This window comes from Parabacteroides johnsonii DSM 18315, assembly GCF_025151045.1.
Classification (GTDB): domain Bacteria; phylum Bacteroidota; class Bacteroidia; order Bacteroidales; family Tannerellaceae; genus Parabacteroides; species Parabacteroides johnsonii.
The window spans coordinates 4,297,812-4,324,390 of the sequence record NZ_CP102285.1 but is presented as its reverse complement, the minus strand read 5'-3'; the positions used below and the strand labels follow the sequence as shown (position 1 = coordinate 4,324,390).

Annotated in this window: 22 protein-coding genes; 10 read left to right on the top strand and 12 right to left on the bottom strand. The window is 43.6% G+C overall.

Annotated features, from left to right (window positions below):
* Window positions 1–12: 12 nt before the first annotated feature.
* Window positions 13–906, top strand: a complete 894-nt coding sequence (locus NQ564_RS17620) for an endonuclease/exonuclease/phosphatase family protein (protein WP_008153006.1) — start codon at window positions 13–15, stop codon at window positions 904–906.
* On the opposite strand, the gene NQ564_RS17615 is transcribed toward NQ564_RS17620, so the two are convergent.
* The 10 genes from NQ564_RS17615 to NQ564_RS17570 form a co-directional block, all read right to left on the bottom strand.
* Window positions 884–1,942 carry a DUF4249 domain-containing protein gene (locus tag NQ564_RS17615; RefSeq protein WP_008153008.1) on the bottom strand — a complete coding sequence of 353 codons (1,059 nt, stop codon included), beginning with the start codon at window positions 1,940–1,942 and terminating at the stop codon, window positions 884–886. The two genes, NQ564_RS17620 and NQ564_RS17615, sit on opposite strands and share 23 nt — an antisense overlap.
* A 5-nt stretch (window positions 1,943–1,947) precedes the next feature.
* Complete coding sequence (locus NQ564_RS17610; RefSeq protein ID WP_039848370.1) at window positions 1,948–4,668, bottom strand: TonB-dependent receptor; 2,721 nt, start codon at window positions 4,666–4,668, stop codon at window positions 1,948–1,950.
* A gap of 271 nt (window positions 4,669–4,939) precedes the next feature.
* Window positions 4,940–5,962, bottom strand: coding sequence for a DUF4249 domain-containing protein (locus NQ564_RS17605; protein ID WP_039848453.1), 1,023 nt, complete (start codon window positions 5,960–5,962; stop codon window positions 4,940–4,942).
* Between the two features lie 5 nt (window positions 5,963–5,967).
* The gene (locus tag NQ564_RS17600) at window positions 5,968–8,628 is read right to left on the bottom strand and encodes a TonB-dependent receptor (protein WP_039848371.1); all 2,661 of its coding nucleotides are present in this window, start codon (window positions 8,626–8,628) and stop codon (window positions 5,968–5,970) included.
* 11 nt (window positions 8,629–8,639) lie between these two features.
* The gene (locus NQ564_RS17595; RefSeq protein WP_008153018.1) at window positions 8,640–9,485 is read right to left on the bottom strand and encodes a FecR family protein; all 846 of its coding nucleotides are present in this window, start codon (window positions 9,483–9,485) and stop codon (window positions 8,640–8,642) included.
* Window positions 9,486–9,540: 55 nt separating this feature from the next.
* Window positions 9,541–10,299 carry a porin family protein gene (locus NQ564_RS17590; RefSeq protein ID WP_008154070.1) on the bottom strand — a complete coding sequence of 253 codons (759 nt, stop codon included), beginning with the start codon at window positions 10,297–10,299 and terminating at the stop codon, window positions 9,541–9,543.
* 82 nt (window positions 10,300–10,381) lie between these two features.
* On the bottom strand, window positions 10,382–10,897 hold the full coding sequence (locus NQ564_RS17585; RefSeq protein ID WP_008153022.1) for an RNA polymerase sigma-70 factor: 516 nt from the start codon (window positions 10,895–10,897) through the stop codon (window positions 10,382–10,384).
* A 214-nt stretch (window positions 10,898–11,111) separates the two neighbouring features.
* Window positions 11,112–12,164: a tryptophan--tRNA ligase gene (gene trpS / locus NQ564_RS17580; protein ID WP_008153025.1), complete on the bottom strand. Its 1,053-nt coding sequence runs from the start codon at window positions 12,162–12,164 to the stop codon at window positions 11,112–11,114.
* A 44-nt stretch (window positions 12,165–12,208) separates the two neighbouring features.
* On the bottom strand, window positions 12,209–12,925 hold the full coding sequence (locus NQ564_RS17575) for a 3-keto-disaccharide hydrolase (RefSeq protein ID WP_008153027.1): 717 nt from the start codon (window positions 12,923–12,925) through the stop codon (window positions 12,209–12,211).
* A 76-nt stretch (window positions 12,926–13,001) separates the two neighbouring features.
* Window positions 13,002–13,874 (bottom strand): ion transporter, encoded by an 873-nt coding sequence (locus NQ564_RS17570; RefSeq protein WP_008153029.1) that lies wholly within the window; start codon window positions 13,872–13,874, stop codon window positions 13,002–13,004.
* Between the two features lie 126 nt (window positions 13,875–14,000).
* Here NQ564_RS17570 and NQ564_RS17565 point away from each other — a divergent pair, with 126 nt between their 5' ends.
* The 3 genes from NQ564_RS17565 to NQ564_RS17555 all read left to right on the top strand — a co-directional run bounded on the left by NQ564_RS17565 (window position 14,001) and on the right by NQ564_RS17555 (window position 17,930).
* Complete coding sequence (locus NQ564_RS17565; protein WP_227963185.1) at window positions 14,001–15,143, top strand: 6-bladed beta-propeller; 1,143 nt, start codon at window positions 14,001–14,003, stop codon at window positions 15,141–15,143.
* A gap of 5 nt (window positions 15,144–15,148) precedes the next feature.
* Entirely contained in the window at window positions 15,149–16,231 is a 1,083-nt protein-coding gene (locus NQ564_RS17560) for a 6-bladed beta-propeller (RefSeq protein ID WP_008153032.1), read from the top strand.
* A gap of 145 nt (window positions 16,232–16,376) precedes the next feature.
* On the top strand, window positions 16,377–17,930 hold the full coding sequence (locus NQ564_RS17555) for an ATP-binding protein (protein ID WP_039848372.1): 1,554 nt from the start codon (window positions 16,377–16,379) through the stop codon (window positions 17,928–17,930).
* Window positions 17,931–18,443: 513 nt separating this feature from the next.
* Here the strand turns inward: NQ564_RS17555 and NQ564_RS17550 are convergent.
* The gene (locus NQ564_RS17550; RefSeq protein ID WP_039848454.1) at window positions 18,444–19,994 is read right to left on the bottom strand and encodes an ATP-binding protein; all 1,551 of its coding nucleotides are present in this window, start codon (window positions 19,992–19,994) and stop codon (window positions 18,444–18,446) included.
* 344 nt (window positions 19,995–20,338) lie between these two features.
* Window positions 20,339–21,445 (bottom strand): hypothetical protein, encoded by a 1,107-nt coding sequence (locus NQ564_RS17545; protein ID WP_227963184.1) that lies wholly within the window; start codon window positions 21,443–21,445, stop codon window positions 20,339–20,341.
* A 146-nt stretch (window positions 21,446–21,591) separates the two neighbouring features.
* Between NQ564_RS17545 and NQ564_RS17540 the strand changes: the two genes are divergently transcribed.
* From NQ564_RS17540 to NQ564_RS17515, 6 genes are all read left to right on the top strand, one after another.
* Complete coding sequence (locus NQ564_RS17540) at window positions 21,592–21,822, top strand: NVEALA domain-containing protein (protein ID WP_039848373.1); 231 nt, start codon at window positions 21,592–21,594, stop codon at window positions 21,820–21,822.
* A gap of 2 nt (window positions 21,823–21,824) precedes the next feature.
* On the top strand, window positions 21,825–22,880 hold the full coding sequence (locus NQ564_RS17535) for a BF3164 family lipoprotein (protein WP_227963183.1): 1,056 nt from the start codon (window positions 21,825–21,827) through the stop codon (window positions 22,878–22,880).
* A gap of 7 nt (window positions 22,881–22,887) precedes the next feature.
* Entirely contained in the window at window positions 22,888–23,760 is an 873-nt protein-coding gene (locus tag NQ564_RS17530; protein ID WP_129650314.1) for a DUF1573 domain-containing protein, read from the top strand.
* A 222-nt stretch (window positions 23,761–23,982) separates the two neighbouring features.
* A complete protein-coding gene (locus tag NQ564_RS17525) occupies window positions 23,983–24,237 on the top strand; it encodes an NVEALA domain-containing protein (protein ID WP_021862181.1) in 255 nt (84 codons plus the stop codon).
* Between the two features lie 117 nt (window positions 24,238–24,354).
* On the top strand, window positions 24,355–25,479 hold the full coding sequence (locus NQ564_RS17520) for a 6-bladed beta-propeller (RefSeq protein WP_227963182.1): 1,125 nt from the start codon (window positions 24,355–24,357) through the stop codon (window positions 25,477–25,479).
* 78 nt (window positions 25,480–25,557) lie between these two features.
* Window positions 25,558–26,571 (top strand): 6-bladed beta-propeller, encoded by a 1,014-nt coding sequence (locus NQ564_RS17515; RefSeq protein WP_227963181.1) that lies wholly within the window; start codon window positions 25,558–25,560, stop codon window positions 26,569–26,571.
* Window positions 26,572–26,579 lie beyond the last annotated feature (8 nt).

Below are 26,579 nucleotides of genomic sequence, written 5' to 3'. Positions count from 1 at the left end.
ATCCAATCAAATATGAAACGACTTCATATACTCTATACCTTACTATTCATATGGCTATTGCCCGTAACAAGCAACGGGCAACCGGCGGGAAAAGAAAAACTGCGGGTTATCTCCTACAACATCTGGAACGGTTTCGAACACGATGCTTCCCGACGGGCCAACTTTATCAACTGGATAAAAGGGCAGCAACCGGATATTCTGGCCATGACCGAACTGGTCGGATTTACAGAAAAGGACTTAGGGCAACTGGCCTCCGAATACGGGCATAAGTATTATGCCATCGTGAAAGAAGAAGGATATCCGGTCGGCATCACTTCCAACGAACCGATCACGGTCGTGAAGAAACAAATGGAAGGTTTCTGGCACGGTATGCTGCACGTAAAAACGCATGGGTTGGATATGATCGTCACCCATCTCAGCCCTCACGACTGGAAATTCCGGCTGAAAGAAGCACAGATGCTGACAAGCTACATACAGGACAACCAGTTGGACAACTGTATGGTCATGGGAGATTTCAACGCCTATTCACCTTTCGATGCCGATTGGGTGGAAACACACGCCCAACTCATCGAAAACATGCAGAAATGGGATGCCGAACAAGAAACATACCGGAATATGCGTGACGGACGGTTTGATTATTCGGTTCTATCCAAGTTCCTGTCTATCGGATTGACCGACATATGCCGCCTGTATGTCCCTGCCGATAAACGGACGACATTCCCGGCCGCTTTCCTCTACGGATGGCAACATGGCGACACTCGTCTGCACGGGATAGGCGAACGGTTGGATTACATTCTGGTTTCTCCGTCCTTAGTTTCCCGTTGCCTCGATGCCCGCATCCACAACGGAATAGATACAGAAGGGATTTCAGACCATTATCCGGTCAGCGTGGACCTTCAAAAGTAATGATATCCCTTTCATCCCACTCGTAAATACATTCCGTTGCACTACCCAACACTCCCGTTCCCCCTTCCACGTTGGAAGGGAGACGGATCGGTTCGGCAAAACCGGCAGACGCGAGATCACCTGTAAAAGAACCGGATTGGAGTTCCTGTAACATTTTCAAGTAATCGTAATAGTCCTTAGAGATCGACTGCAAATAAAAACGGAACTTCTTAGGATGAATGATCGACTGGTCTTCCTTGTTTTGGTAAATTGTATAACTATTCCCGATAGGAACCCGCATAGTATAAGTCCGTCCTTCTATCAGTTCGTCAGAGAAAGCTCCCCAATAGTTATCCCCGGAACTTCCGGTTCCGAAAATATAATCGAAAGCGGTCACTGCATTCTTGAACAACGGGTCTTCGGAAAAACGGATGTATGTAGCATACCAATAAGCGGTGTCGCCCTTAATGACTTCGAAATCTTCCGATCCGGCACTTCCATATCCGTTATACTGAAGTTCTTTTCCATGAACCAGATAATAATTCTCCTCTTCCGGAGGATCTTGAACCGTCAGTTCCAATGTGTAATCGGCAAGATATTGGCAAGTCGAATCATCTTCCCACCAAAAGTTTTTCTGCACCTTCAACCGGCAATCCTCAATCGCCATCTGCTTCGGAAGTTCCGAGTCCACGGCAATATCAGGATAGCCGAGAGCAGAGGCCGTGATACGGATACGATCACCGGTGGCAGGTGAATAGGATGCCTTGTAAGAGCCGGCCAGCCCTTCTTCGGAAGGAGCGACAAACGACATTTGCTCCCTGAACTGCCCGTTCACATATAATTTCACATCCGCATCCGAAATCGTCAGATTGGGTTTTCCATCCGTATGGAACCAGGTACGGGAAAGGTTGACACAAACCGGTTCACCCGCTCTCGTCACCCCGTTAAGCACCAATTTCGGAGCAGGCTTGAAAGAATCGAGTTCAACGATTTGTTCACAACTTTGAAAAAATACTGCCACGAGAAGCAGGAACGGGAATATTTTGTTTGCCTTCATTTCATTCAAAATTTATACGTGTATGTAATAGACGGGACTATCGGTAAAAAACTATATTGCTTAAAAACGGGATAGGACTTTCTTTCGTCCGGATTGTACTCGTCCGTCTTTTCGATCATAAAAGGATTCATCCGGCAATAGGCATTGTAAACGCTGACATTCCAGATGCCCATACGTCCTTTTTTCTTCGGACGATAGATATTGATTCCCAAATCGAGGCGGTGATAAGCCGGAAGTCGGTAATTATTGCGATCACCATACAAGTCGAACTGTTCTTGCCTGAAATTATAAAAGGGATCTTTAGACGGAGGGGTCAACCCCTCGTAACTTTCTGTCGAGAGTGTGGTATAATTACCGGAGGTATAGGTCCAGGCAGCCGAAAGTTCAACGCGTTTCGATAGTTTATGCATGACGACAATATTCAACTTATGCCGGTTGTCATAGCGAGACGGAAACCGGCGTCCTCCGTTCAGCTCGTCAAACTGGCGGTCCGACCAGGCAAGGGAATACCCGATCCAGCCGGTTGTACGTCCTACAGGTCTCCTCACCATCCATTCCAAACCATAAGAACATCCTTTTCCGGCAACCAACTTCCGGTCCCATGTGATCGATGAGGGGACCAGGCTGTGCCCGTCCTTATATTCGAGCAGGTTACGGCTGTCCTTATAATATCCTTCCATCGAGAAGTCCAGATCCTTCCAGTTATAGTAGGCGCCCAACGAATACTGGTCACTGACCAGTGGCCTCAGATTGCGGGTGACAGGCATCCACGAATCGGTCGGCAAATTGAGGAAACTGTTACTGATCAGGTGCACATATTGATTCATCCTCGAATAGGAAGCCTTCAAACTAAGATCTTTGCCAAGCAGCCAGCGCAGAGAAACGCGTGGCTCGACGCCTGTATAGGTTTTCCTGTCGATATTGAAAAGGCTCAAACGGACTCCAGCGTTTAGACGGAGCGTAGGTGCCAATGTCCAGTCGTCTTCTGCAAACGCTGACAACTCGTGTGCCAGCAATTTCTCATTGCTGAACACTTTACTGACCTGCATAGAGTCCGGTTTATCGCCCTCCTCTGTCAGGAAACGGCTGTATTCGGGACGGAAATCATGCCGGACATAATCGCCTCCGAAACGAATATGATGGTTGGAGACCGGCTGATAGTCAAACGATGTACGGACACCGAAATCATTGATCCCTGAAGCGCTGACCGTTTCATCGAAACTCAAGGAATAGGCTTCGTTATTATAATCCCACGACTTTTCTTCTTCTCGGTAAGATATTTTTGCATTATAACGGGTGTAAAAACCGGCAATCTTACCGAATAGGCGGTTATTGAACGCATATGTCCAACCTGCGGAAGCGACGAGATTCCCCCAGCGCATGGAAACCTGTGTTTTATCCAGATAGTAACTGATCGAGCCATCTCTGCTCGGATTGTCTTCACTTGTGGCCTTCAGCACATCGTTTCCATTGTAGATGCTGACAAAGAGACGGCTCCGATCGCTGACGCGGTGGTCTATACGGGCATTTAAATCATGAAAGGCGTAACGGAAATTAATGTCGGAACTCTTATCTTTTTTCACGGCATTGAAGATCGCCAGTGTGGGTGCAGTAATCACATCGAGCCAAGTACGACGCAGAGCGATCGAGAAAGAAGTACGGTCTTTGATAATCGGTCCTTCCAGACTTAGGTTCCCCGCAATCAATCCGACCGATGCACTCCCATGGAATTCCTTCATATTCCCTTCTTTCGTCTGCACATCGACAACCGACGAAAGGCGACCGCCGTAACGGGCTGGAAAGCCGGCCTTATAGAAATCCATACTTTTGATCGCTTCACCGTTAAAAGCAGAAAATATTCCTCCCAAGTGGTTAAGCTGGTAAACCGGATTTCCGTCTATCAGGAACAGGTTCTCGTCGACATTCCCCCCGCGCACGTACAGGCCGGAGACACCTTCGGTCCCCATCGACACGCCCGGCATCAACTGTAATGTCCGAATAATATCCGACTCACCCAACAAAGTCGGAGTAGCACGGATCGTTGCCTGATTTACCTCCAAAGCCCCCATCTGCACACTGTGGACAGGCGAACGCAACGAACGCTCATTGCCAGTCACCACCACTTCACCGATCGAAGCATTCGTCTGTAAAAACAAGGTAAGCATCGTATCGCGTTCCAACACGGGAAAGTCGATTTTCCGGTTTTCATATCCGATATAAGATACCGAGATCCGTACCGGATCATCAGAGGCGGGTACCGTAAGGCTGAAAAAGCCGAAAGCATTCGTAGCGATCCCCAACCGGCAGCCGACATCATACACAGAAGCCCCGACCAGGGATTCTGCGGAAGTTTTATCCCGCACAAAACCGCTGATCGTGACCTGCCTGGGTTTGTGTTTCAGAACGACAATGTTTCCTGTCCTCTTGTACACGAGCGGATAGCTGGCAAAAAGCTGTGCCAGGCAATCGTCCAGTGCTGCATCTTCTACTTTGAAACTTGTCTTCTGAAACTCTTTCAACAAAGATGATTCATACGAAAAAGTCACTCCGGCCTGCTTCTCGATCTCTGCCAGAATCTCTTTCAAAGAAACGTTCCGCATGTTCAATGTAACCGTTCGAACCTCATCTCCACCGTTTACCTCTGCCAACAACCTCTCAGACATCAAAAAACAACTCAAACACACAAAAACACAGGTAAACCATCCTCTCAACATTAACTTCTTCATCTTATCTTTATTGACATTTTATCCATAAGACGGGAAAAACGGAAAAACCCCTATCCGATTCGAAAAAATTATAAGAAACTGTTTTGATTTTTTCGCCTCATGATTTGAGATGTATTTTTGGATCTGATTCGTCGCTCTGATGAGGAAGAGAGCGGGCTATCTGACGAAGAAGAAAGGCGGATATGGCCCAAAAGACACTCAAAGCATAGTCGAAAACAACAGCAAAATAACAAAGCTGGCTGTTTGTAAAAAATCAAAACAGTTTTTAAAATCAATCATAAACAGTAAACGGGGTCCAATAAGGTTCCTTGTCACCGAAAGGCATTGTGAAACGACGATGGGCCAGTTGGCAACCGGCAACGACTCCGAAGCCGCCTTCGACATTCGTATAAGTAGCAGTAGGCTCCACCAAGCCGTCTAAATAAGCATCGCCCAACGAGATCGAGAAATTACGGATGACGACCAGATACCGGTAGTATTCTTCCGAAATAGCCACCAGGCGGACATCATAATGCACTGTTGTCGTCACCGAATCACCCTTAAAGGAATGATCAACAGGCCAGAAAGAAGAGCGGACCGTATAGTCTTCGCCATCGAACATATCATCCGTAAACGTGCCCCGGCAAGTCGTCCCGTCCAACTGCTCGATAACCGGATTCGTCGCCGTCGAACGAAATACCGGATCTTCATAAACCACACTCAGCCAACCCGAACAAGCAGGTTCCGACCTATACATCGAACTACAGGTTATCACGCTGTCTCCTTTCTGATACTCCGTCAGCTTCTCGATTATCAAGCGATAATAATTCCGCTTATCCAGCTTGTCACGAAACCGGACATACAGCCGTATGGAAGGATATTCATATCCGGCATAGCCAAAACGGGTAAAACGGACCGTATCGACAGACAACATCTCCACCGGGTCCGGAATAACCGTCTCTCCTCCTATCGGCTCGAAACCTTCTGCTCCGGCTTCCAGCCGCAAGCGATCACCGGCCTTCACACGACATCCGGGCAATACATACCGGCCTGCAAACCGACTATCGGGAACGGGCTGCATACATCCTTGCAAACGGTCGTTTATAAACACTTGTATGTTGCCGTCCGCAACCCCGTCGTCCGTGACCGTGTCCAGGACAAACCAGCTTCTGGACAAGAAAGCCGTCACATCCGTATCCGGAGAAACGGAAGCGTTCAGCACCAGGCGCGGAGAAACGGGCGGAAGAACCAACACCACATCACGGGTACAGGAGGCAAACAAAAGCAAGCACAAGGCAAACAGTATCTTTTTCATCACCATCAGAATTTATATGTGTAAGAGATGGAAGGGACAAAAAGGAACAACAAGGTCTGTTCCAACACAACCTCCCGGCCCTTTTCCGTTTGATAATAAACAGGACGGACCGAAAAAGGATTCGCCTTAAAATAAGCATTGCAAAGGCTCAGGTTCCAGATTCCCATACGCCCGTTCTTCTTATACCGATAGAAATTGACGCCCAAATCAAGCCGGTGGTAAGCCGGAAGCTGGTAATTGTTGCGCGAACTCGCGTTCTGGCCATATCCCCACCCAAGCTCCTCCCGGTAGCCACGCTCCGTCAGCTCCGGCAACGGACGGTATTGCACGTCCTGAATCGTCAGGTGATTACCGGACTTATACATCCAGGCTGCCGTCAGTTCCACCTTTTTAGACAGTTTGTAGGAAGTAACGATATCGACCTTATGCCGGTTGTCGTATTTGGAGGGGAAACGATGCCCCTTGTTGACCGTTCCATCCGGAAACCAGCGGTCGGACCAGGAGAGTGTATACCCGATCCATCCGTTAAACCGCCCGGTCTTTTTCTGTACTATCAGTTCCAGACCGTAAGAACGCCCTTTGCCCACTCCAACCCGGTCTTCCCAGCCTGCAAAAGAGGGTAAAACCGGACCGTTATCCTTATATTCCACCAAATTATTCATCCGTTTGTAGTAGCCTTCAGCAGAGAAATCCAATCCTTTATAATGCCAAAAGAGGCCACCCGTCACCTGGTGCGCATGCATCGGACGGATATTCCCGGTAACCGGTACCCAAATATCCGTCGGCTGACTGATATAACTGTTGGACAATAAATGGATATATTGGTTCATCTTCGTATAGGACACTTTTGCCGACAGGTTCCGCCCTAACAGGTAGCGGGCGGAAAAACGAGGCTGGAACGACTGATACGTCTCTCCTTGTACGTGGAAAAGGGTAAAGCGCAGCCCGGCATTCACCCGCAACCGATCGGTCAGTAACATTTCGTCTTCAGCATACAGGGAAACCTCGTGGCCATGAATCAAGGAATGCGAAAAGACCGTATTATTCATTTGCGAAACAACCGAATCCTTATACCAAGAACTCATATTGCTCTGTTCGGGACGGAAAAGATGGAACAGGTAATCACTTCCCATCCGGATCCGGTGGTCGACATTCGGGCGATAATCGAAAGAGGCTCTCAGATTCACATCTTCCATAGCCGAACGATAATGCCCTTCCTGGAAATAGACCTGTCCGCTCTTATCTGCCGAAGAGACAAATGCATTTTGCTTTTGGATAATATGTGAACGATAGCGGGTATATCCTCCGGTAAAAGTGGCAAACAGTTTCCGGTTGATCAGGTAGTTCCACCCGGCAGACCCGATCAGGTTTCCCCAACGCCAGCGGAAGTCCCGATCTTCGCCATGTATGTCTTTCGAGTCCTCGCCGTTACGGTAACTGTCGCTTCCCATGTAAAAGCTCAGATAGGCACGGCTGCGGTCCGTAAAAGAATAATCGATTTTGGCATTCATGTCGTAGAAATGGTATCCGCCTTTCACTTCGGTATCGGCCTTCTTGTTCACAGCCGTCATGACCGGCCAAGTGATCAGTTCCATCCAGGTACGCCGCACCGACACGTTGAATGAAGACCTATCTTTGATGATCGGCCCTTCGAGATTGGCCCTCGCCGCCAGCAAGCCGACCGAGATATTCCCGTGATATTCTTTCCGGTTTCCCTCGTTCGTACGCACATCTATAACAGAAGAAAGTCTCCCGCCGTATTCCGCCGGAAAACTTCCTTTATAAAAAGTGGCATTCTTCACTGCATCCGGATTGAAAGCCGAAAAGAAGCCTAGCACATGGTCTGTATGATAGACCGGATTTCCATCAAGCAGAAACAGGTTATCGTCGCCATCGCCTCCCCTCACAAACAAGCCACTCATGCCTTCTGTTCCTCCGGTCACACCCGGTAGCCGTTGCAAAGTCTTGACAACATCCGTTTCGCCCAACAGGGCCGGCAACGATTTCACCCGGCTTGCCGGAACATCCGACACCCCTACCCGACTGTTCAAAACATCCGACCGGGGAGAAATTCCTTTTATCACGACTTCCCCCAGTACCCCGGCAGGCGATAGGGAGAGATCGATCATCGTGTCTCGGGTCAACTCGAATGTAACGGAACAGGGCTCGTAGCCAACATAAGAAGAAGACAGCACCACTTTCCCCGGAGGCAACGTAATGCTATAAAAACCGTAATTATTGGAAACCGACCCTTTCCCGGAAGAACGCTCCACCACGGTTGCCGCAATCAGGCTCTCATAGGACGCGGAATCCCGCACAAACCCGCTGATAGTATATTGCCGGGGTTTCCGTTTCAATATCACATAATGCCCCGTCATCCGGTAAACAAGAGGTAAAGGGCCGAACAGCCGTTTCAGGCAATAGGAAAGAGACTCGTCGCGCACCGTTAACGAAACATGGCGAAATTCTTTCAACATCGACGATTCATAGGAAAAAAACAGACCGGTCTGCTTTTCGATCTCTAACAAAATATCCTGTAACGGCACCCGCTTCATATCCAGCGTAACAGTAGGAGTCGGATCCACCAACAGGGACAATGGCTCTTTCGCCCTGATCAACGGGCAACACATACAAATCCCGATGACAAATAGGTAAACACGATACATAAGTTCTTTTTTTACTTATCCTTCCGGGGAACCAGTCGGATATCTAACGTCTGATTGATAACCAGCAGGACTTCGTCAAGAGGCAAATCGTTGAATGTAGCGGTCAGCCTGGAATCCGGCGAATCCACTTTGTTGGTGATCTCTACCTGGTAATACTCGTTCAGATCCCTGATCACCTTCTCCAAAGGCGTATCGTTGAACCTTAACTGCTTCGTTTTCCAGGAAAGATGATTCGGATTCTCTTCCTTCAGGATATCTATTTCTTTCTTTTCATTCGAATAAGAGGCCGACATTCCCGCCGTCAGGATAACCGGTTCAGGCTCCTTCCCGGCTGCAAAACGCACTTTTCCCGTCACAACATCGACTTCCGTCATTCCCGGTTGTTCGCTTATCTGGAAACTGGTACCCAAAACCGTCACCTCCGTCATAGCCGTATGAACGGAAAAGGGGCGTGCCTCGTTCCTCTTCACCTGGAAAAAAGCTTTTCCGGTCATCTCCACTACACGCCTTTCCTTTCCATATTTCTTCACATCATACCGGAGTGTCGAATTTCCGGCCATCGATACCAATGTACTATCCGGCAAATAAACATCTTTCAGCTGCCCCGATACAGTAACGACAGATACCCATTCGGGATTATTCCGCTCTTTCATATAAAAAGTGCCGAATCCAATAAGCAAGAGCATAACAGAGGCAGCCGCCATCCAATAACGGCGGAAAGCGACCTGGCGACGGATTCCCTGTCGGGAAACAAACCGCTCCCAAGCCTTATCCTCATCCAAGCTTCCCTCTTTGTAGCGCCGGGCTACAAAACGAAGGCGTTTTTCAAATCTATCATCTTGCTCGTTGTTCATCATTTCAATTGACAATTGATAATTGACAATGGACAATTGCCACAGCACTCTCCATTGTTTATTTTCCTAATTTGAATTTATACCCGACAGACAAGCTGAAGGTATGATATTTTAAGTCGACTGAATCATAGTCATATTCCTTGCCTAAAGAAGCATCGTAACCGACGCTCATCACACAGGAACCAATTTCCAATCCTGCCTGAAACGAAAGTCCCCAGTCAAAAGGATTATCATGCGTCCGACTCTCATAACTAAAACCTTGCCCTATCCATCCGTCACCATACAGATAACCACCGTTACCACCATAATAGTTAAAGCCATAGCTTCCGTAACCACCACTATAACCCGGCGTATATTCATTATACTTACCTATATTTTTATCTCCCACCGAATAAGCGACATAAGGACCGGCTGCCAGATTCAACCGTACATTCTCCGCTAAACGGAATGACAAATTTGCCATCAACGGAACCTGCAAAAAATGACGATTCGTTTTATAATAACTTTCATTAAAAGTAGGTTTCGATTGATCGTCAGTCGTCGGGTAAACACTCCCAAACAAAATCGAATGTCTCGAATATCCCCGCTGGGTATAATACAAACCTGATTTCAATGAAAAACGATCCGGTCTGACGGCAAACTCCACACCAACCCCGACTTTCCAACGAGTATTCCAAGTCGGCTTCTGTTCATTGATATAGACATCTCCACCTCTCTTGACTGCCATCATCCCTACTTCCGGTGTCAGCGACCACCGCTGTGCGCTCACTGATACCACACCCATCATCAACATCACAAATAACACGAATTTCTTCATCTCTCTTTTTTGCATTAGTGATACATAAACATTTTAACCATTCTATCACTAAGACAGGAAATCTGAAAAAACCCCTACTCATTCAAGAAAAAAAGAAACAATAAATCCGCACAGCAGTTTCCCGCAAAGTCTTTAACGCTTTTCCTATCTGGTTTTCAACTGTTTTAATGGAAATATGCAACTCTTCTGCAATCTCCTGATATTTCAGTCCGTCCCGCTTGGAAAGCAGAAATATCTTCTTCCGTTCGGCAGGCAGTTCGTCGATAGCCGCCCAGAGGCGCGCATCCCGTTCCGATTGATATATCTGTTCCTCTTCCGACAGATCCTCTATATCGGCAAGACATTCTGTCGTCTGTAACGTATCGGAAGATTGGGCGATAAGCGTAAGGGAACGATTCCGTACCGCCTGGTAGAGATAGGACTTAAAGTTAGCAATTACCACATTATGGCTGTTTTTATCCCAAACATCGGCAAAAGCCTGCTGCACGACGTCCTCGGCATCTTCCGTTTTTTCTGTAAAACGGAGTGCAAACAAACACAGGGGCTTATACAGCTCCTTGAAAATACGTTCAAACTCTCCCGCAGATATTGCCGCCATACATTTGTTATTTGTCTCTATTCACTGCAAAGTAAAGTAGTTTTTCACTTAATAATCCGATTTTCAGGTTCTTTATTATGTTTTTAATAAATTATATCGCACAATATTACTATCATACGCACATAAAAAAGACATAGATCACACAGACTGTACGGCTTTAATTAATCCGTAAGTTCGGCGTGATCTATGTCTCAATATGTAAACCGGAATAAATTTATCCTCTGAATCCGATAATCTCGCGCACTTCACGCAACGTTTTCGCAGCGCTCTCGCTTGCTTTTTCGGCCCCCATACGGGCTACTTTCGCCAAATAGTCTTCGTTGGAACGAATGTCCAAAATACGTTCGCGAATCGGGGCGCAGAAATTATTGATGTCTTCAGCCAATTGCTTTTTCAAATCTCCGTAACGGATCTCGCAATTGTTGTATTTCTCATTGAAGAAATCGAAAGTATCTTTCGTCGATACGATCTCCATCATCGTAAACAGATTGGCAATCGGCTCAGGTTTCACACTGTTCGGCTCCGTCGGACCGGCATCCGTCACAGCTTTCATCACCTTCTTCTTGATTGTCTTTTCATCGTCAATCAGGTAGATCGCATTTCCTTCGCTCTTTCCCATCTTGCCGGATCCGTCCAATCCGGGCACTTTGATCGCCTTACTGGAATAATAGAAAGAGGCAGGTTCCGGGAAACATTCGACTCCGTAAGTCGCGTTAAAACGGCGGGCAAAACGGCGGGCCATTTCCATATTCTGCTCCTGGTCTTTCCCAACCGGCACCTTCACTGCCTTATGGATAATGATATCGGCTGCCATCAGAGTCGGGTAGGTCAGCAAACCAGCGCTTACGCTATGTTTGTTCCCCTCGTTGAAAATTTCCTTTTCCACATCGCCTTCTGTGGTGTTGACACGGTCAATGTGCAGCTGCTGGCGCGCCTTATCCTTGAAAGAAGTAGTACGCATCAACTCACCGATCCCCGCATTCATATTCAAATACAGATACAGTTCGGGAATTTCGCGCACATCGCTCTGCAGATAGATGGTCGCTTTTTCCGGGTCGATGCCGCAAGCCAGATATTCAGCCAGAATTGTCTTTACACTATTACGGATATTATCGGGATGCGGATGTGTAGTCAACGAGTGCCAGTCTGCAATAAAGAAAAAGCAATTATACTCATTTTGCATTTGCAAAAATCCTTTTACTGCTCCGAAGTAATTCCCCAGATGCAAATTACCCGTTGGGCGAATGCCACTTACTACTGTTTCCATTTTCTTTCTTAATTATTTATATCAAATGGCGACAAAGATAATAATTATTTTGACAGATTCCGAATCTTGATATTTCTGAAAGAAACCTCGTCAGCATGGTCCTGCAAAAGGATATGGCCCTGCTTTACACTACCAAACATCGGCTTCGACTTTTTGTACTTGCTCATTTCCCAAATCTTTTTGTAAGCTTCGCTCGAACGGTCGTAGCTGACAGTTTTCTTTCCGTTCAGGTAATGAGTCACCTTGTTGCCTTTAGCTACAACACGTCCCTGGTTCCATTCTCCGATCGGATTCAGCTGTTTTTTGCCCGCCGGAATCATGTCATACAGAGAAGCAGTCTTACGGTTTCCATCGCGTCCTAATTTGGCATCCGGGTGGTTGTCGTCATCCAGGACTTGGAACTCCTGCCCTAACCAGCCTCCTTCGTCATATTTGGTAAAGAAATACTTCACCCCGCTGTTAGCGCCTTTTGTCAAGCGGAATTCAAAACAAAGGTCGAAATCGGAATATTCGTCTTTCGTAATGATGTCACCACCCCGTTTTTCACCTTTTTTGTTGACAGTCAGGATACCGTCTTCTACCGTCCATCCGTTTGTAGGAGGAACATTCTTGCCGACCGAAGTCCATCCGTCCAGGTTCGTACCATTGAAAAGTAATACCCATCCCTGCTTTTCTTCTTTCGGAGTCAGCGTGTTAAGAGATTGTGCACTAAGTGCACATGCACAGAAAACTGAGAACAATAAAAACACAATTCGTTTCATAATAAAATGAATTAAAATTAAACTATTAAGAAAAATTACATTGATCTGTCTATCGGGGGGCAAATATACAAAATTATCATTTCCCTGTTTCTTCCTGATCCAATTTCGAACCGCAATATTTGCAATATTCGGCTTCCTCTTCATGTCCCGTCCGGTGGCAATGCGGACATTCCATCCTATTTTTTTTACGCTGTTCCCCTACCATTGTTGCCGACACAATCCCTGTCGGGACAGCGATAATCGTATAACCGATCAACATCACGATCGCCGACAGGAAACGCCCGACAGGTGTCACAGGCGTTATGTCTCCGTAGCCGACAGTCGTCATCGTCACGATCGCCCAATAGATGCTGTTCGGAATATTATTGAACTGCGTACCGGGCTGATTTCCTTCTATCATATACATTATCGTACCGATCGAAGTCACCAAGATCAGGACAAAAAAGAAAAACACAAATATCTTCGGTGCGCTGATCCGGAGCGACTTCAATAGCATATTACCTTCTTTCAGAAAGTTAAATAGCTTAAATACACGAAAAACACGAATCAACCGGAATGCACGGATCACAAGCAGATAACGAGTACCAGCAAAGAAAAAACTCAGATAGACCGGCAATGTCGACAGCAGATCCACGATCCCGAAAAAGCTGAAAATATACTTTTTGGGTTTTGGCGAGCAATAGATACGAACCAGATACTCAAAAGTAAAGAAAGCCGTAAACACATACTCCAATATCCGTAATCCCAACGTATAATGATATGAAAAAGACCGTATGCTCTCCAATACCACAACCAATACGCTTGCGATAATAAACCCGATCAGACAGGTATCGAACAGTTTTCCCATTGGAGTATCTGATTCGAATATAATGATATACAGCTTCTTCTTCAATTTTTCATCATGAAGAAAAGCATCCACACGCTCCCGTATTCCCGAAAAAAGCCTCATAATCCGAATCTTTACTCTACTAAAAACAGTTGAAGTTTATTATTGTTACAAATATAACAAACTCAAATTATTTATAGTACATTTGTAATAACCTGTTAGAGAAACTTAAGTCTACACAACATGACCATGAAAATAAAAATACTTATTCTATTTTTCACCGTTTGTTGTTATGCAAAGGGCAGTACGATTCCTATCCAATCGGACAAAGAGCACAATACGGTGACGCGAATAGATATGTCCGAGTATAAAACAATCAATTTTGACAACCTGGTAAAAAACATCTCCTGTACTCGACTGGAATCCAACTTGTTTGATTATGGCATAACCATGACTACACATAAGGACCGTCTCTACATAATGGGTAGGACAATTGCCGGAAATAAAGTAGTGATCTTCGATAAATCCGGACAACTCGTTAAAGAACTGACTTTTGCCGATGCGCTTCTCGTTATCTCGATGGCCATCATACCGGATGCAGAAGAATTGTGGGTCGTCAGCCGTTTCAAAATAATCAATAAATTCAAATTGGACGGGACACCCATTAAAAGGGTATCTTTACCTTTTCCCTGCGCCAACCTCATACCGGTTGGACAGCAAAACTTCCTCGTTTACTCAGGGGGCACATGCAACAGCCGAGGAAGCATTGAAGGTCATTTTCTTGCACTAACAGATTTCAAATCTATAAATAAGCTGTTCCTTCCGAAATGGGGAAAAGAAGAATGGCCATCTGCCCCGCAAAATATATATGCACAAGATGAGAAGGCGAATAATTTATTCATTTTTCCTAATGATATAGATACGATCTATTCTTATAATCAGCAAAAAGGAGCTGTCTATCCCTTCCTTTTTCTCGATTTCCACGGAGATTTCCTAACAAAAGACAAACATCCATACGGTCCTGGAGAAGATCAGGAAATGTCGGAAATCATCACAAAGCGAAAGTACATTTATTCTCATTATAGCTTCAACCAGGCTTCCGGCAAACTATTCTTTAAATTAGTCGGCAAGCGGGAAGATTTCTGTTCTATCAATCTGAAAAATAATGTTCTATATTCCTTCAACCGTTTGTTTGACAACTTCATGCCCATCTCTTATAATCCATTTATCGGTTCCGACGGCAAGAATTTATATGTGCTCGTCCAGGAAAAGGAGCTTGCCGAACATTACCAGAATATCAAATGCACTTATCCGGCCATCCAAAGGTTATTACCGGCATTATCTCCCGACGGGAACAGCTGGATATTACTAACTATCGAAATAAAAGAATAAAAATTATGAATAGAACCGTCTTTTTACTCGTCACTTTATTATGCTTATACCTTTCCTGTACGGAAAAAAAGCAAGAGGAGAAAATTCTATTGGAGAATTTTCCCACCCCAAAGGAGATGCATCCCCGATGGTCCGATTTATTTACGGATAAAAGTGAGATTACACCTCTGGAAACCACTTCCGAGTGTCTGGTCGGGCAAATAGACAAAATAAAAAAATTCAAAGGCCACTATTATATTTCTTCATCCGGCGGGCAATCAATCCTGCACTTTAATGAAAAGGGAAAATTTGTATCCGTACTGTCTAAACAAGGGCAAGGGCCGGAAGAATATCAGCGTATCGAGGATTTCGATATCTGTGAAACAGAGGGAACTACTGAAATCTGGATTTCAGATAATATAAGCCTGAAAGTGTATGATGCAGCTGATTTATCATTTAAATTCAAAATACCCTATTCCTATGTTATCCACAAATTCAAAAGACTGGATAACTCGCATATCCTGTTGGTAACCGGACAAAATGAAAATACACTCACTTTAACCGATAAAGAAGGGAAGATACTTTCCGACTATCTGAAAAAAGAAATTCCTTTCATTATGTTCCGTCCCGTACAGTTCATAGCATGTGGTTCAGACTATCTATTCCAGTTAGGGATATCTAACACGTATGTAGCATTTAACTCCGAAACGGAAACATTCAGGGAGGGGGTATTTACCCAAGATCAATCATATCTTTCAAAAGAACAACTACTCGAGTCTTTCAAGATCGACGGAATGGATTTTATCCTGAAAGCCAACCAAGGTTCATACATTAACAACCTCGTTTCACTACGCGATATTATCTGGGTACAGACGCACAATAATGGGCAAAACTTCCTGACCAAAATCCAAAACGGGCAGGCCGTATCAACCGAATTTACTTATGGCTCCGTACTCTCCACTATATCGGTGGCCGACAGTGACAACAGTGTCTTGCTATATGCTAATCCCGAACAACTATCCGAGTACGGGAACGATCTTTTTGACAAGTTCGGCAATAAGATAAATTGCCATGCAGAAGATAATCCCTGTATAATAGAATTTTTTTAATATTTCCTTGTGTTTGCTTATTTGAATTTAGAAGGTATAATTTAGGCTATATCAGTCCGACAAGCTTGGCTACGCAAAGAAACATTACTATCTTTGTTGTATTCCGAACTGAATGCACAGTTTAAATGAATAAAACAGGAACGTTATGAGCAATAAAATTTATCCGATAGGCATACAAAACTTCGAAAAACTTCGAACCGGTGGTTATTTCTATATCGATAAAACCGAACTTATCTACCGGATTATCAAAACCGGCAGCTACTATTTCCTGAGCCGTCCCCGCCGCTTCGGGAAAAGCCTGCTCATATCCACGATCGAAGCCTATTTCCAAGGCAAGAAAGAACTGTTCGAAGGGCTTGCCATGGAAAAACTGGAAAAAGACTGGATCGAGCATCCGATCTTGCACATGGACCTGAATATCGAGAAATACGATTGTCAGGAAAGCCTCGATAATATGCTTGAAAAAACATTGGCCGGTTGGGAAAGCCTGTATGGAGCCAATCCATCCGAACGTTCTTTTTCCCTCCGTTTCGCTGGAGTCATCGAACGAGCCAACAAACAGACAGGCCAACGCGTCGTAGTCCTTGTGGACGAATATGACAAGCCGATGTTACAGGCTATAGGCAATGAAGAGCTCCAACAATCATTCCGTAACACCCTGAAACCTTTCTACGGAGTTTTGAAAACGATGGACGGCAATATCAAATTCGGTATGCTAACCGGCGTAACCAAATTCGGAAAAGTAAGCGTATTCAGCGACTTGAACAATTTAGACGATATTTCCATGCGCGAGCCATACGTCAATCTTTGTGGGGTTTCCGAACAGGAGATACACGACAATCTGGAAGAAGAACTCCATGAATTAGCAGAACTCCAAAACATGACATACGAGGATGTTTGTATCAAACTCAAAGAGTATTACGACGGTTATCATTTCGTAGAAAATACCATCGGCATATATAACCCGTTCAGCCTGCTCAACACATTTAAATATAATAAGTTCAGCAACTATTGGTTCGAAACAGGCACACCGTCTTATTTGGTTGAACTGTTGAAGCGAAGCCATTACGATCTGGAACGCATGGCAAACGAAGAAACCAGCTCGGATGTACTGAACAGCATTTATGCAGACTCGTCGAGCCCTATCCCCGTAATCTATCAAAGCGGGTATCTGACCATTAAAAGTTATGATGAAGAATTCGGCATTTACCAGTTAGGTTTCCCAAATCGCGAAGTAGAAGAAGGCTTTGTACGGTACCTGATGCCTTTCTATACGAGTATAAACAAAGTAGAATCTCCCTTCGAAATACAGAAATTCGTCAGTGAAATCCGTAAAGGCCAACCCGATGCGTTCCTCCGACGCCTGCAATGTTTCTTTGCAGACACCCCATACGAACTGGCCCGCCAATTGGAATTGCATTACCAGAATGTCCTCTTCATCGTTTTCAAACTGGTCGGTTTTTATACGCAAGTCGAATACCACACAAGCAGGGGACGTGTCGATTTGGTATTGAAAACAAATGACTACATCTATGTGATGGAATTCAAATTGGAAGGTACTGCTCAGGAAGCGCTTAAGCAAATTAACGAAAAGCAGTATGCACTTCCATTCGCTTCCGACCCAAGAAAATTATTCAAGATCGGGATTAATTTCAGTAACGAACTGCGGAACATTGAAGAGTGGATTATTGAAGAATAATACAATAACCTCTTTTTTTGCCATTTTTCTATTTCACCTGAAATAGTGCGTCATTTCAATCTGACACTTTGTACGATTAATCTGTTTCAGGGTGGCAACAAATGTCATGGATCCGGCAACTCGTCCACGTTCCGACTCCATTGTGCCACCCTAAAACAGCAAAACAGTAACAATGTGAAAAACCTCAACTCTCTGAGAGCCGAATATTTCCGAACAACATCCATGACACATACATTTACGCCAAAAGCATTTTCCGCTTTTTTCCAGCGAGGAGCACAGAATTTCCCTATGACGACCGTCTTCGTTACCGTAAGTTGCCGAGATCATATATAATGACGACCGTCTTCATGCCTATAAAATCCCTTGTCATGGCAATAAAGACGGTCGTCATGGAAACAAAGTGGCCAATCAATGCATAAAACACCGTTTTACTTACTGGAAAAGAGCACTTGTCTTGTACAGCTCCAAATGTAAAAAAATATTTTATTGACAATAAGGCATAAGAAATCAAATTTATTCTTCAATAATCCACTCTTCGATATTCCGCAACCTGTTACTGAAATTCACTCCGATTTTGAATCGTTTTCTGGGATCAGTAGCAAACGGGAGTGCATACTGCTTTTCGTTAATCTGCTTCAATGCATCTTGTGCAGTCCCTTCCAACTTAAATTCCATAATATAAATATAATCTTGCGTCTTCAAAACTAAATCAATACGCCCCACACTGGTGTGGTATTCGACCTGCGCATAAAAACCGACCAATTTGAAAACAATAAAAAGAACATTCTGGTAATGCAATTCCAATTGGCGAGCCAGTTCGTACGGTGTATCAGCCAAGAAACTTTGCAAGCGCCGCAAAAATGCATCAGGTTGCCCTTTACGGATTTCATTGACGAATTTTTGTATTTCAAAAGTAGATTCTACTTTATCGACACTGGTATAGAAAGGCATTAAGTATTTGATAAACCCCTCTTCCACTTCTCGATTGGGAAACCCTAACCGATAAACTCCGAATTCCTCGTCATACCCCTTGATTGTCAAGTAGCCACTCTGGTAAATGAGCGGGATAGGATTCAAATCTTCATAAATACTGTTCAAGATGTCCGAGCTGGTAACTTCATTAGCCATACGTTCCAGATCGTAATGGCTTTGTTTCAACAATATGACCAAATAGGACGGTGTGCCGGTCTCGAACCAATAATTGCCAAACTTATTATATTTAAATGTATTGAGCAAGCTAAACGGGTTGTAGACGCCTATCGTATTTTCCACAAAATGATAACCGTCGTAATACACCTTGAGTTTAACACAAACATCCTCGTAGGTCATGTTTTGGAGTTCTGCCAACTCATGGATCTCTTCTTCCAAATTATCGTGTATTTCCTGTTCGGAAATTCCGCAGAGATTGACATAAGGTTCGCGCATGGAAATGTCGTCCAGGTTGTTCAGATCACTGAATACGCTTATTTTTCCAAATTTGGTCACCCCCGTCAGCATAGCAAACTGAATATGGCCATCCGTTGATTTCAAAACCCCATAGAAAGCTTTTAGGATATTACGGTAAGCCTCCTGCAATTCCGCATTCCCGATTGCCTGAAGCAGCGGTTTGTCATATTCGTCCACAAGGACCACAACCCGCTGGCCGGTCTTTTTATATGCACAGCGAATAACTTGGTAAAAACGCTCTTCCGGTTTACGGTCACCATACGGACTGCCGTACGTCTGTTCCCAAATCTCAAGATGTTTGTTCAATTCTTCGAGCAGAGATTCCGGCCTGTCGTATTGGCGTGCATTCAAATCCAGATGCAGGATCGGATATTGTGACCAGTCTTTCTCTAACCGCTCCATCGCCAAGCCTTCGAATAGCTCCTTCTTACCTTGAAAATAGGCTTCGAGCGTTGATATGAGCAGGCTTTTTCCGAAACGGCGCGGACGGCTCAGGAAATAGTAACGTCCCGACTTGACAAGACGGTAGATAAACTCGGTTTTATCGATATAAAAATAACCGTCTTGGCGGAGGCTCTCAAAATTTTGTACACCTATCGGATAAATCTTATTGCTCATGGCTGTCCTTTCAAAATTGTTGGAGCTGTGCATTCAACTCGCAATACAACAAAGATAGTAATTTCCTGTTTTTCCTGCTATGTTTCTCATAAAAACAAAAGCATACATCAATGATTCGGTTACCTCCTTATTGCCATTCCACACCTTATTGTATAGATTATCAAAACACCCATTAGTCCAAATCGAAACTCTACCGCATCTATTTTGATTTTCTACCCCATATTTTTTAAATTACCCGCAGAGGTAATATTTTTTAAGAAACACAAAATCTAATAAAGGACTGAAATACAAACAAATGTCCAATATAACTATTTAGCAGAGGGATATTGTACATTTTAACATATCTAAAGAACATCAGATTCACATTCTGCCAACCCTACGTTGCTCTCCCGGACAGTTCCAATATTCAGGCGATAAGATAAACCGGAAGCATTTTCAATAGACAACTCCGGAAAAGTCATCAAATCTTCTCGCAGTCGCATTATGGTTTGCGTCATAGATTTCTTTATCGCTCGGTTTAGCTGCCTATTTTCTTCTGTCGATTCATCTTCGCTCAAAGGCCGCCCTAACACATCATTACAAAAAACAGGATAGCTGACAGTATGATCCGGAGCTTCCCAAAAACAGATAAAAGCACGTAAACGGTTTCTTGCCAAAAAAACTTTATGATCCCGATCTTTCAATTCTCCCGTTTTCTTGCAGAAAAAAACATCCTGCGCTATCTCTATCCACTCCGAAGCATCCGAAGAAAGCACTGCCGGTACGGCCGTAACAGGAGTAACAACCGCTTTATTATGCTCCACCTTTTTGCGGCGTTGCCATATATACATTATAATAACAAGAATGCACCACAATAAAATCAGCCCCCAAATCAGAGGCATCCGGCTAAATAAATAGGAATGGGAAAACAGGACATACGCTTGTAGTTTTATTTGTCTTTGATCATGTTCTACACCAAAGACAATAGGCTCCAAAGCGATCCCTGCCTGAGATAACGGCTTATTCGAACAACTGACAAGGCTGTCACCTTGTGAAAAAGAAACGGCTGTCTGGGCAATTATGCCTTCACGCTTTAGTTCTTCTTGGAAAAGACTGTCGAGGGTAAAGGCACGATTGGGATTTTTGAATGAAATGAACATCTGAAAAAACCATTCTCTTTTATCGATCAAAGCAAGACTGTCCGCCTGCTTATTTTTCTGAAAAACAACTTTTCCCTTTTCGCTTTCGATAACAGTAGAATCAGAAGAAATGTCGGTATCTGATTTTGGAAAAGAGACAAACTTCGGTTGCATCAGTTCCTTTTCCAGATCGACTGCATGACTAAAAAGATAAGTTGCTTTAAGAATCTGCTCATTTTTAATTTGAAAAAAGTAATAACAAGATAAAAACACAACCAAAATCGTTAAAATCAATGTCCCTCCAAAGACTATAATAAATCTATGTTTTTCCATTTTCATCTCATTTGCGAGACAAAAGTAACAAAACGAACAAGCAAAATCAACACTTTGGCAACATTTCACCGGAAACAGCAAAGTGTTTCCACTTTTAGTTGGCAATCTTAAATCGGAAGATTACTTTTACGCTCAAAAAAAGGAACATGAAAAAGAAAACAGTATTAAAATTGCTTTTTATTGCAAGTTGTTTGGTGGCTGTGTGCAGCCTGTTTTACAATAATGAAACAAACACATTGGACAGTCTGGCATTTCAGAATATTGAAGCGTTGGCCCATGACGAAAATGATGCAGGAGCCTATTGCGCAGGTTATGGTTCAGTCGATTGCCGAAGCTACAAAGTAGAATATAAAGTATCAGGTTTAAGTTTAGAATAATTGTGAAACGTTATGCATACATATTATCAATAGGTATCAGTGCGATAATCTCCTGTACCGATTCCCCCGGTACTTACTACCCCCGATATTCGACTTTTCCCAATGAAAAGGCAATAAGTGCGCGGGTGATCGAACTGGACACTGCCCTCTTCCGCTACCCATTCCGGGTAGCGGTTAAAGACAGTATGGCTATTGTAATGGATTTGCATAACGCCGATTACTATTTTCATGCCTTTACCTACCCCGATTGGAAACATATCGTTTCTTTTGGCAAACGGGGTGAAGGACCGGAAGAAATGCTTTCGGCCGAAACATTCCAGTTTGATTCGCCCGATGCAATCTATGCTCTCGACGCAAATAAAATGCAAATATCGCGTTGGGTTGTCTCTGCTGAAAATCGGTCGGCTACAAGACAAGAAGTAATACCGCTGGATAAAAGTTTAGTTCGTTCTTTAGACTTTTATGCTACAGATTCCTGTTTCCTCATCCCCGACTATTTAGGCGAGCACCGTTATTGGCAAGTCGACTACAGTGGTAAACCTATCAAAAGCATAGGTAAAATCCCATCTGAAAAAGATTTTGCACAAGAAAACCATCCGGCACTGGCCCAGGCATGGCGTAGCTTTATTGATTATAACCCGCACAATGGCATATTGGCTATGGTCACCCAATTAGGGGAATCCATTGAAATCTATAACACCCAAGAAAATACCCATACCGTATTATACGGTCCGAACGGCGAGCCCCAATTTAAGAGTGTAAAAGGCGAGGGCTTCCCGACCGGAATAATGGGATTCAGTGATATTGTCATTACGGACAAACATATCTACAGCGTATTCCAGGGAGTCCGGTTTAAAGACAAATTGGCATCACATCAACGAGGTGAAAAACCGGAGGACGGAGGACGTTATATTTATGTATTCGACTTGAAAGGAAATCCTTTACATAAATATATATTAGACAAACCCATATACGGAATCGATGTAAACGAAAAAACAAAGACGATCATCGCCACATGTGTAGAAAGTGATGAGCCGATCATGGAATTTAAAATATAACGGTTAAATGAAAAAACAACTCTACATCTTACTACTTCTTTCTTTGTTAACCGCTTGTAAAGAGAATAACAAAGAAAAGTTCGCCCTGTTGGTTCAGGAATGGCAAGGGAAAGAGATCGTGTTTCCACAGAATATGGCGTTCACCCGTTTCGTCACTGAGCCGGTGGACTATCGGATACCCGATGCGGAATATAAAGTGTTGGTTTACGTTGATTCAGTCGGGTGTACCAGTTGTAAACTGCAATTGCTGAAATGGAAAGAGTTGATCGCCCATGTCGATTCGGCAACAAACGGCAACGTTCCGTTCATCTTCGTCTTCCAGTCAAAAGACGACCGTGAGTTGCGGTACATCCTGAAATGCGACAACTTCGACCGCCCTGTCTGTATCGACCGGAACAATCGGTTCAACTCGTCGAACCGATTTCCACAGGATATCACCTTCCAGACATTCTTGCTTGACAAGGACAACAAGGTGAAAGTAATCGGTAACCCGGTACATAACCTGGCAGTCAGGGATTTGTATCTGAAACAGATAACCGGCATGCAATATCAAGAAGCATTGTCCAAAACAACCCTCGAAACAGACAAAGCTGAATATGACTTAGGAACGGTAAAAGAGGGAACAACCAAGAAGCAAACGGTCACAGTCCGAAATACCGGAACAAGCGTCTTCAAATTGAAGGGCTTCACCACCTCTTGCGATTGCACCGAAGCAACCTGCGACTGGAAAGAACTGCAACCGGGAGAAAGCGGAACGGTCACGGTCAGTTACGAAGCGGAACAGCCGGGAGAGTTTTACCGGACAGTAGAGATATATGGTAATATCCCGAACAACTCACTGATGGTGAGTTTTATCGGGAAGGTATCAACGAACAATTAACGGGAAAAAGAAAGGAGTCTCTGCCTACCGCCTCACAAGCATAAACAGAAACTCCCGGACTTTTCCTCATTCAATAACAGATAAAGAAGGAGGTGCGCACAAAAGTAGTAAATTTAGGAACAACAACAAAAGGGTTAGAAATCACCCGTTCCGGGAAATGAAACCGGACAAAAGATTCAAAACTAATTATAAGTCTATAAATCCCTAAAAATAAAACAAAAAATGGGAAAGAAATTTTTTGGCGTCATCGCTTTTGTTGCGATCGCCGCAGCAGCAGGCTGGAACTACCAGCAGAATAAACAGGAAGTAGAACTCTCAGACTTGGCGTTGGAAAACGTCGAGGCTCTTGCCAGGGGCGAAGGAAGTGGTAACTGTAAATGGAGAACCGGACATAGCTCCGCAACTGGTTGGATTGCAATTTGCGATTCATATGGTGTTGGATATTCATGTACCTGTGGAGATATAAAATATTATTAATTATTAGAAGAGGGTGTGTCAAAACTGTCTGTATAATATCTGATGATAGGTACTTTTCTTTTGCTAAACATAAGGGCAAGTACATTTTGGCACACCACTCTTAATGTCGTTTGAATTATGGTAACAAGAATACGACTCCAGCTTTTGATATATTTGTTCTGTACAAATTGTATTAACGGTATTTCATCTCCTTCTCGTGGAGAAGATACCATTCAAATGGACATGAATCACTACCAAAAAATCACATTTGATAGTTTGATTGCAGACATTTCCTGTACAAAATTAAGTAATACTGTATTTGATTTTTGTACAAATATGGTTCAATATAAAGATTTCCTATACTTTATGGGAAGTACTATGGCTGGAAAAAATGTATATATATACTCTAAGTCCGGAAAGTTCATAAAGGAAATTGCATTTTCGGATGCCTTAATAGTCAATTCCATGTGTATTGTTCCGGAATTGGAGGAGTTGTGGGTCGTGAGCAGATTCAAAATTATCAACAAGTTCAAACTGGATGGCACACCGGTCAAAAAAGTGTCTTTGCCTTTTCCTTGTGCCGCCATCATACCGACCGCAAAACAAGATTTTTTGGTTTATTCGGGAGGAGCCAATACTGAAAGAGGGCACATTGAAGGACACTTTATGGCTCTTACCGATTTCAAGTCTATCCACAAATTATATCTGCCTAAATGGGGGAAAAAAGAATGGTTGTTCGCACCTTATAATTTATATACGACAGATACTGACGACATTTTGATTCTTCCGGATAATACAGACACAATCTATAGATACGATACTTCCGGGAAGGAGATACTCCCATATTATAGTCTTGATTTTCATGGAGATTTTCTAACCAGAGACAAGTATCCCAGAGAAGATGCGGGAATGGCTGAAATAATCGATAAGAAAAAATACATCTATAACTGTTATAGCTTTTATTCCGCTTCGGATTATCTTTTTTTCAAGTTAATGGGGAAAAGGGACGATTTTTGTGCTATCCGGTGTAAAGACAATATCCTCTTTTCTTTCGACCGTCTTTTTGACAATTTCAAATCCAAATATGTGAATCCTTTTATCGGTTCAGATAAAAACAATCTTTATTTGCTTGTTCGCGAGAATGACCTTGCCGGTCATTACTTAAATATTAAATGCACATACCCGGCTATCCGGAAAATGTTACCCGGATTATCAACCACTGGGAACGATTGGATTTTACTAACGATTAAAATAAAAGAATAAGAGATGAAAAATATCGCCCAACAATTCTTTCTTATATGCTTGGTTTACCTGCTTTTGAGTTCGTGCTCAAATCAAAAGGTGACCGAAATTGTTTTGATGGCGGATTTATCCCCTGAAGAATCCCGGCCGAAATGGACAGAGTTGTTTTCTGATCGCTACGAAATTACTCCGTTGGAAACGACTTCCGGCAGTTTGATCGGGCAGATTGATAAGATCAGGAAGTTTCGGAATCATTATTATATTTTATCCTCTAATGGCAAAACAATCCACCGTTTCGACAAGGACGGAAAATTCGTATCGTCTTTAAACAAACAGGGGCAAGGGCCGGAAGAATACCCACGGATAGAAGATTTTGATGTCTATGATATAAATGGCAAAACCGAAGTGTGGATATCTGACAACAAAAGCCTGAAAATCTACGATGCTACCGATTTTTCTTTCAAAAGAAAAATCTCCTATCCATTTGTAATCCATAAATTTAAAAAGATGGAGAACTCTCATGTCCTGCTTGTCACCGGACAGAACGAAAACATTTTGACGTTGGTAGACAAAGAGGGGAAAATCATTGCCGAATATTTGAAAAAAGAAATACCCTACATCATGTTCCGGCCGGTACAATTTGCGGTTTATGGATCCTGTTATCTTTTCCAGTTAGGTATCTCAAACACATTCGTTTCATTCAATCCGCAAACTGAGCAATTTCAAATGGGACACTATGTCGGAGGAAAGGAGTTCCTCACCGAAAAGCAGTTGTTGGAAATGTTTCAAGCGCACGGTGTCGACTTCATCCTTGAAGCCAATAAATGCTCTTACATCAATAACATGATTTCTTTAGGGAATATAATCTGGCTACAAACGCATCAAGGCGGGAAAAACTACCTGACAAAAGTAGAAGGAGGACAAAAGGTCTCAACCCAATTCTCATACGGGACGACTCTTTCCACTATTTCCGATGCAGAAAGCGATGACAGTATATTATTATATATCACACCCGATCGTCTTTCGGAATATCCCGAAGATGTGATCGACAAATTTGGCAATAAGATTATCTGCAATATGGAAGATAATCCTTATATATTAGAGTTTTTTTGAATGAACAA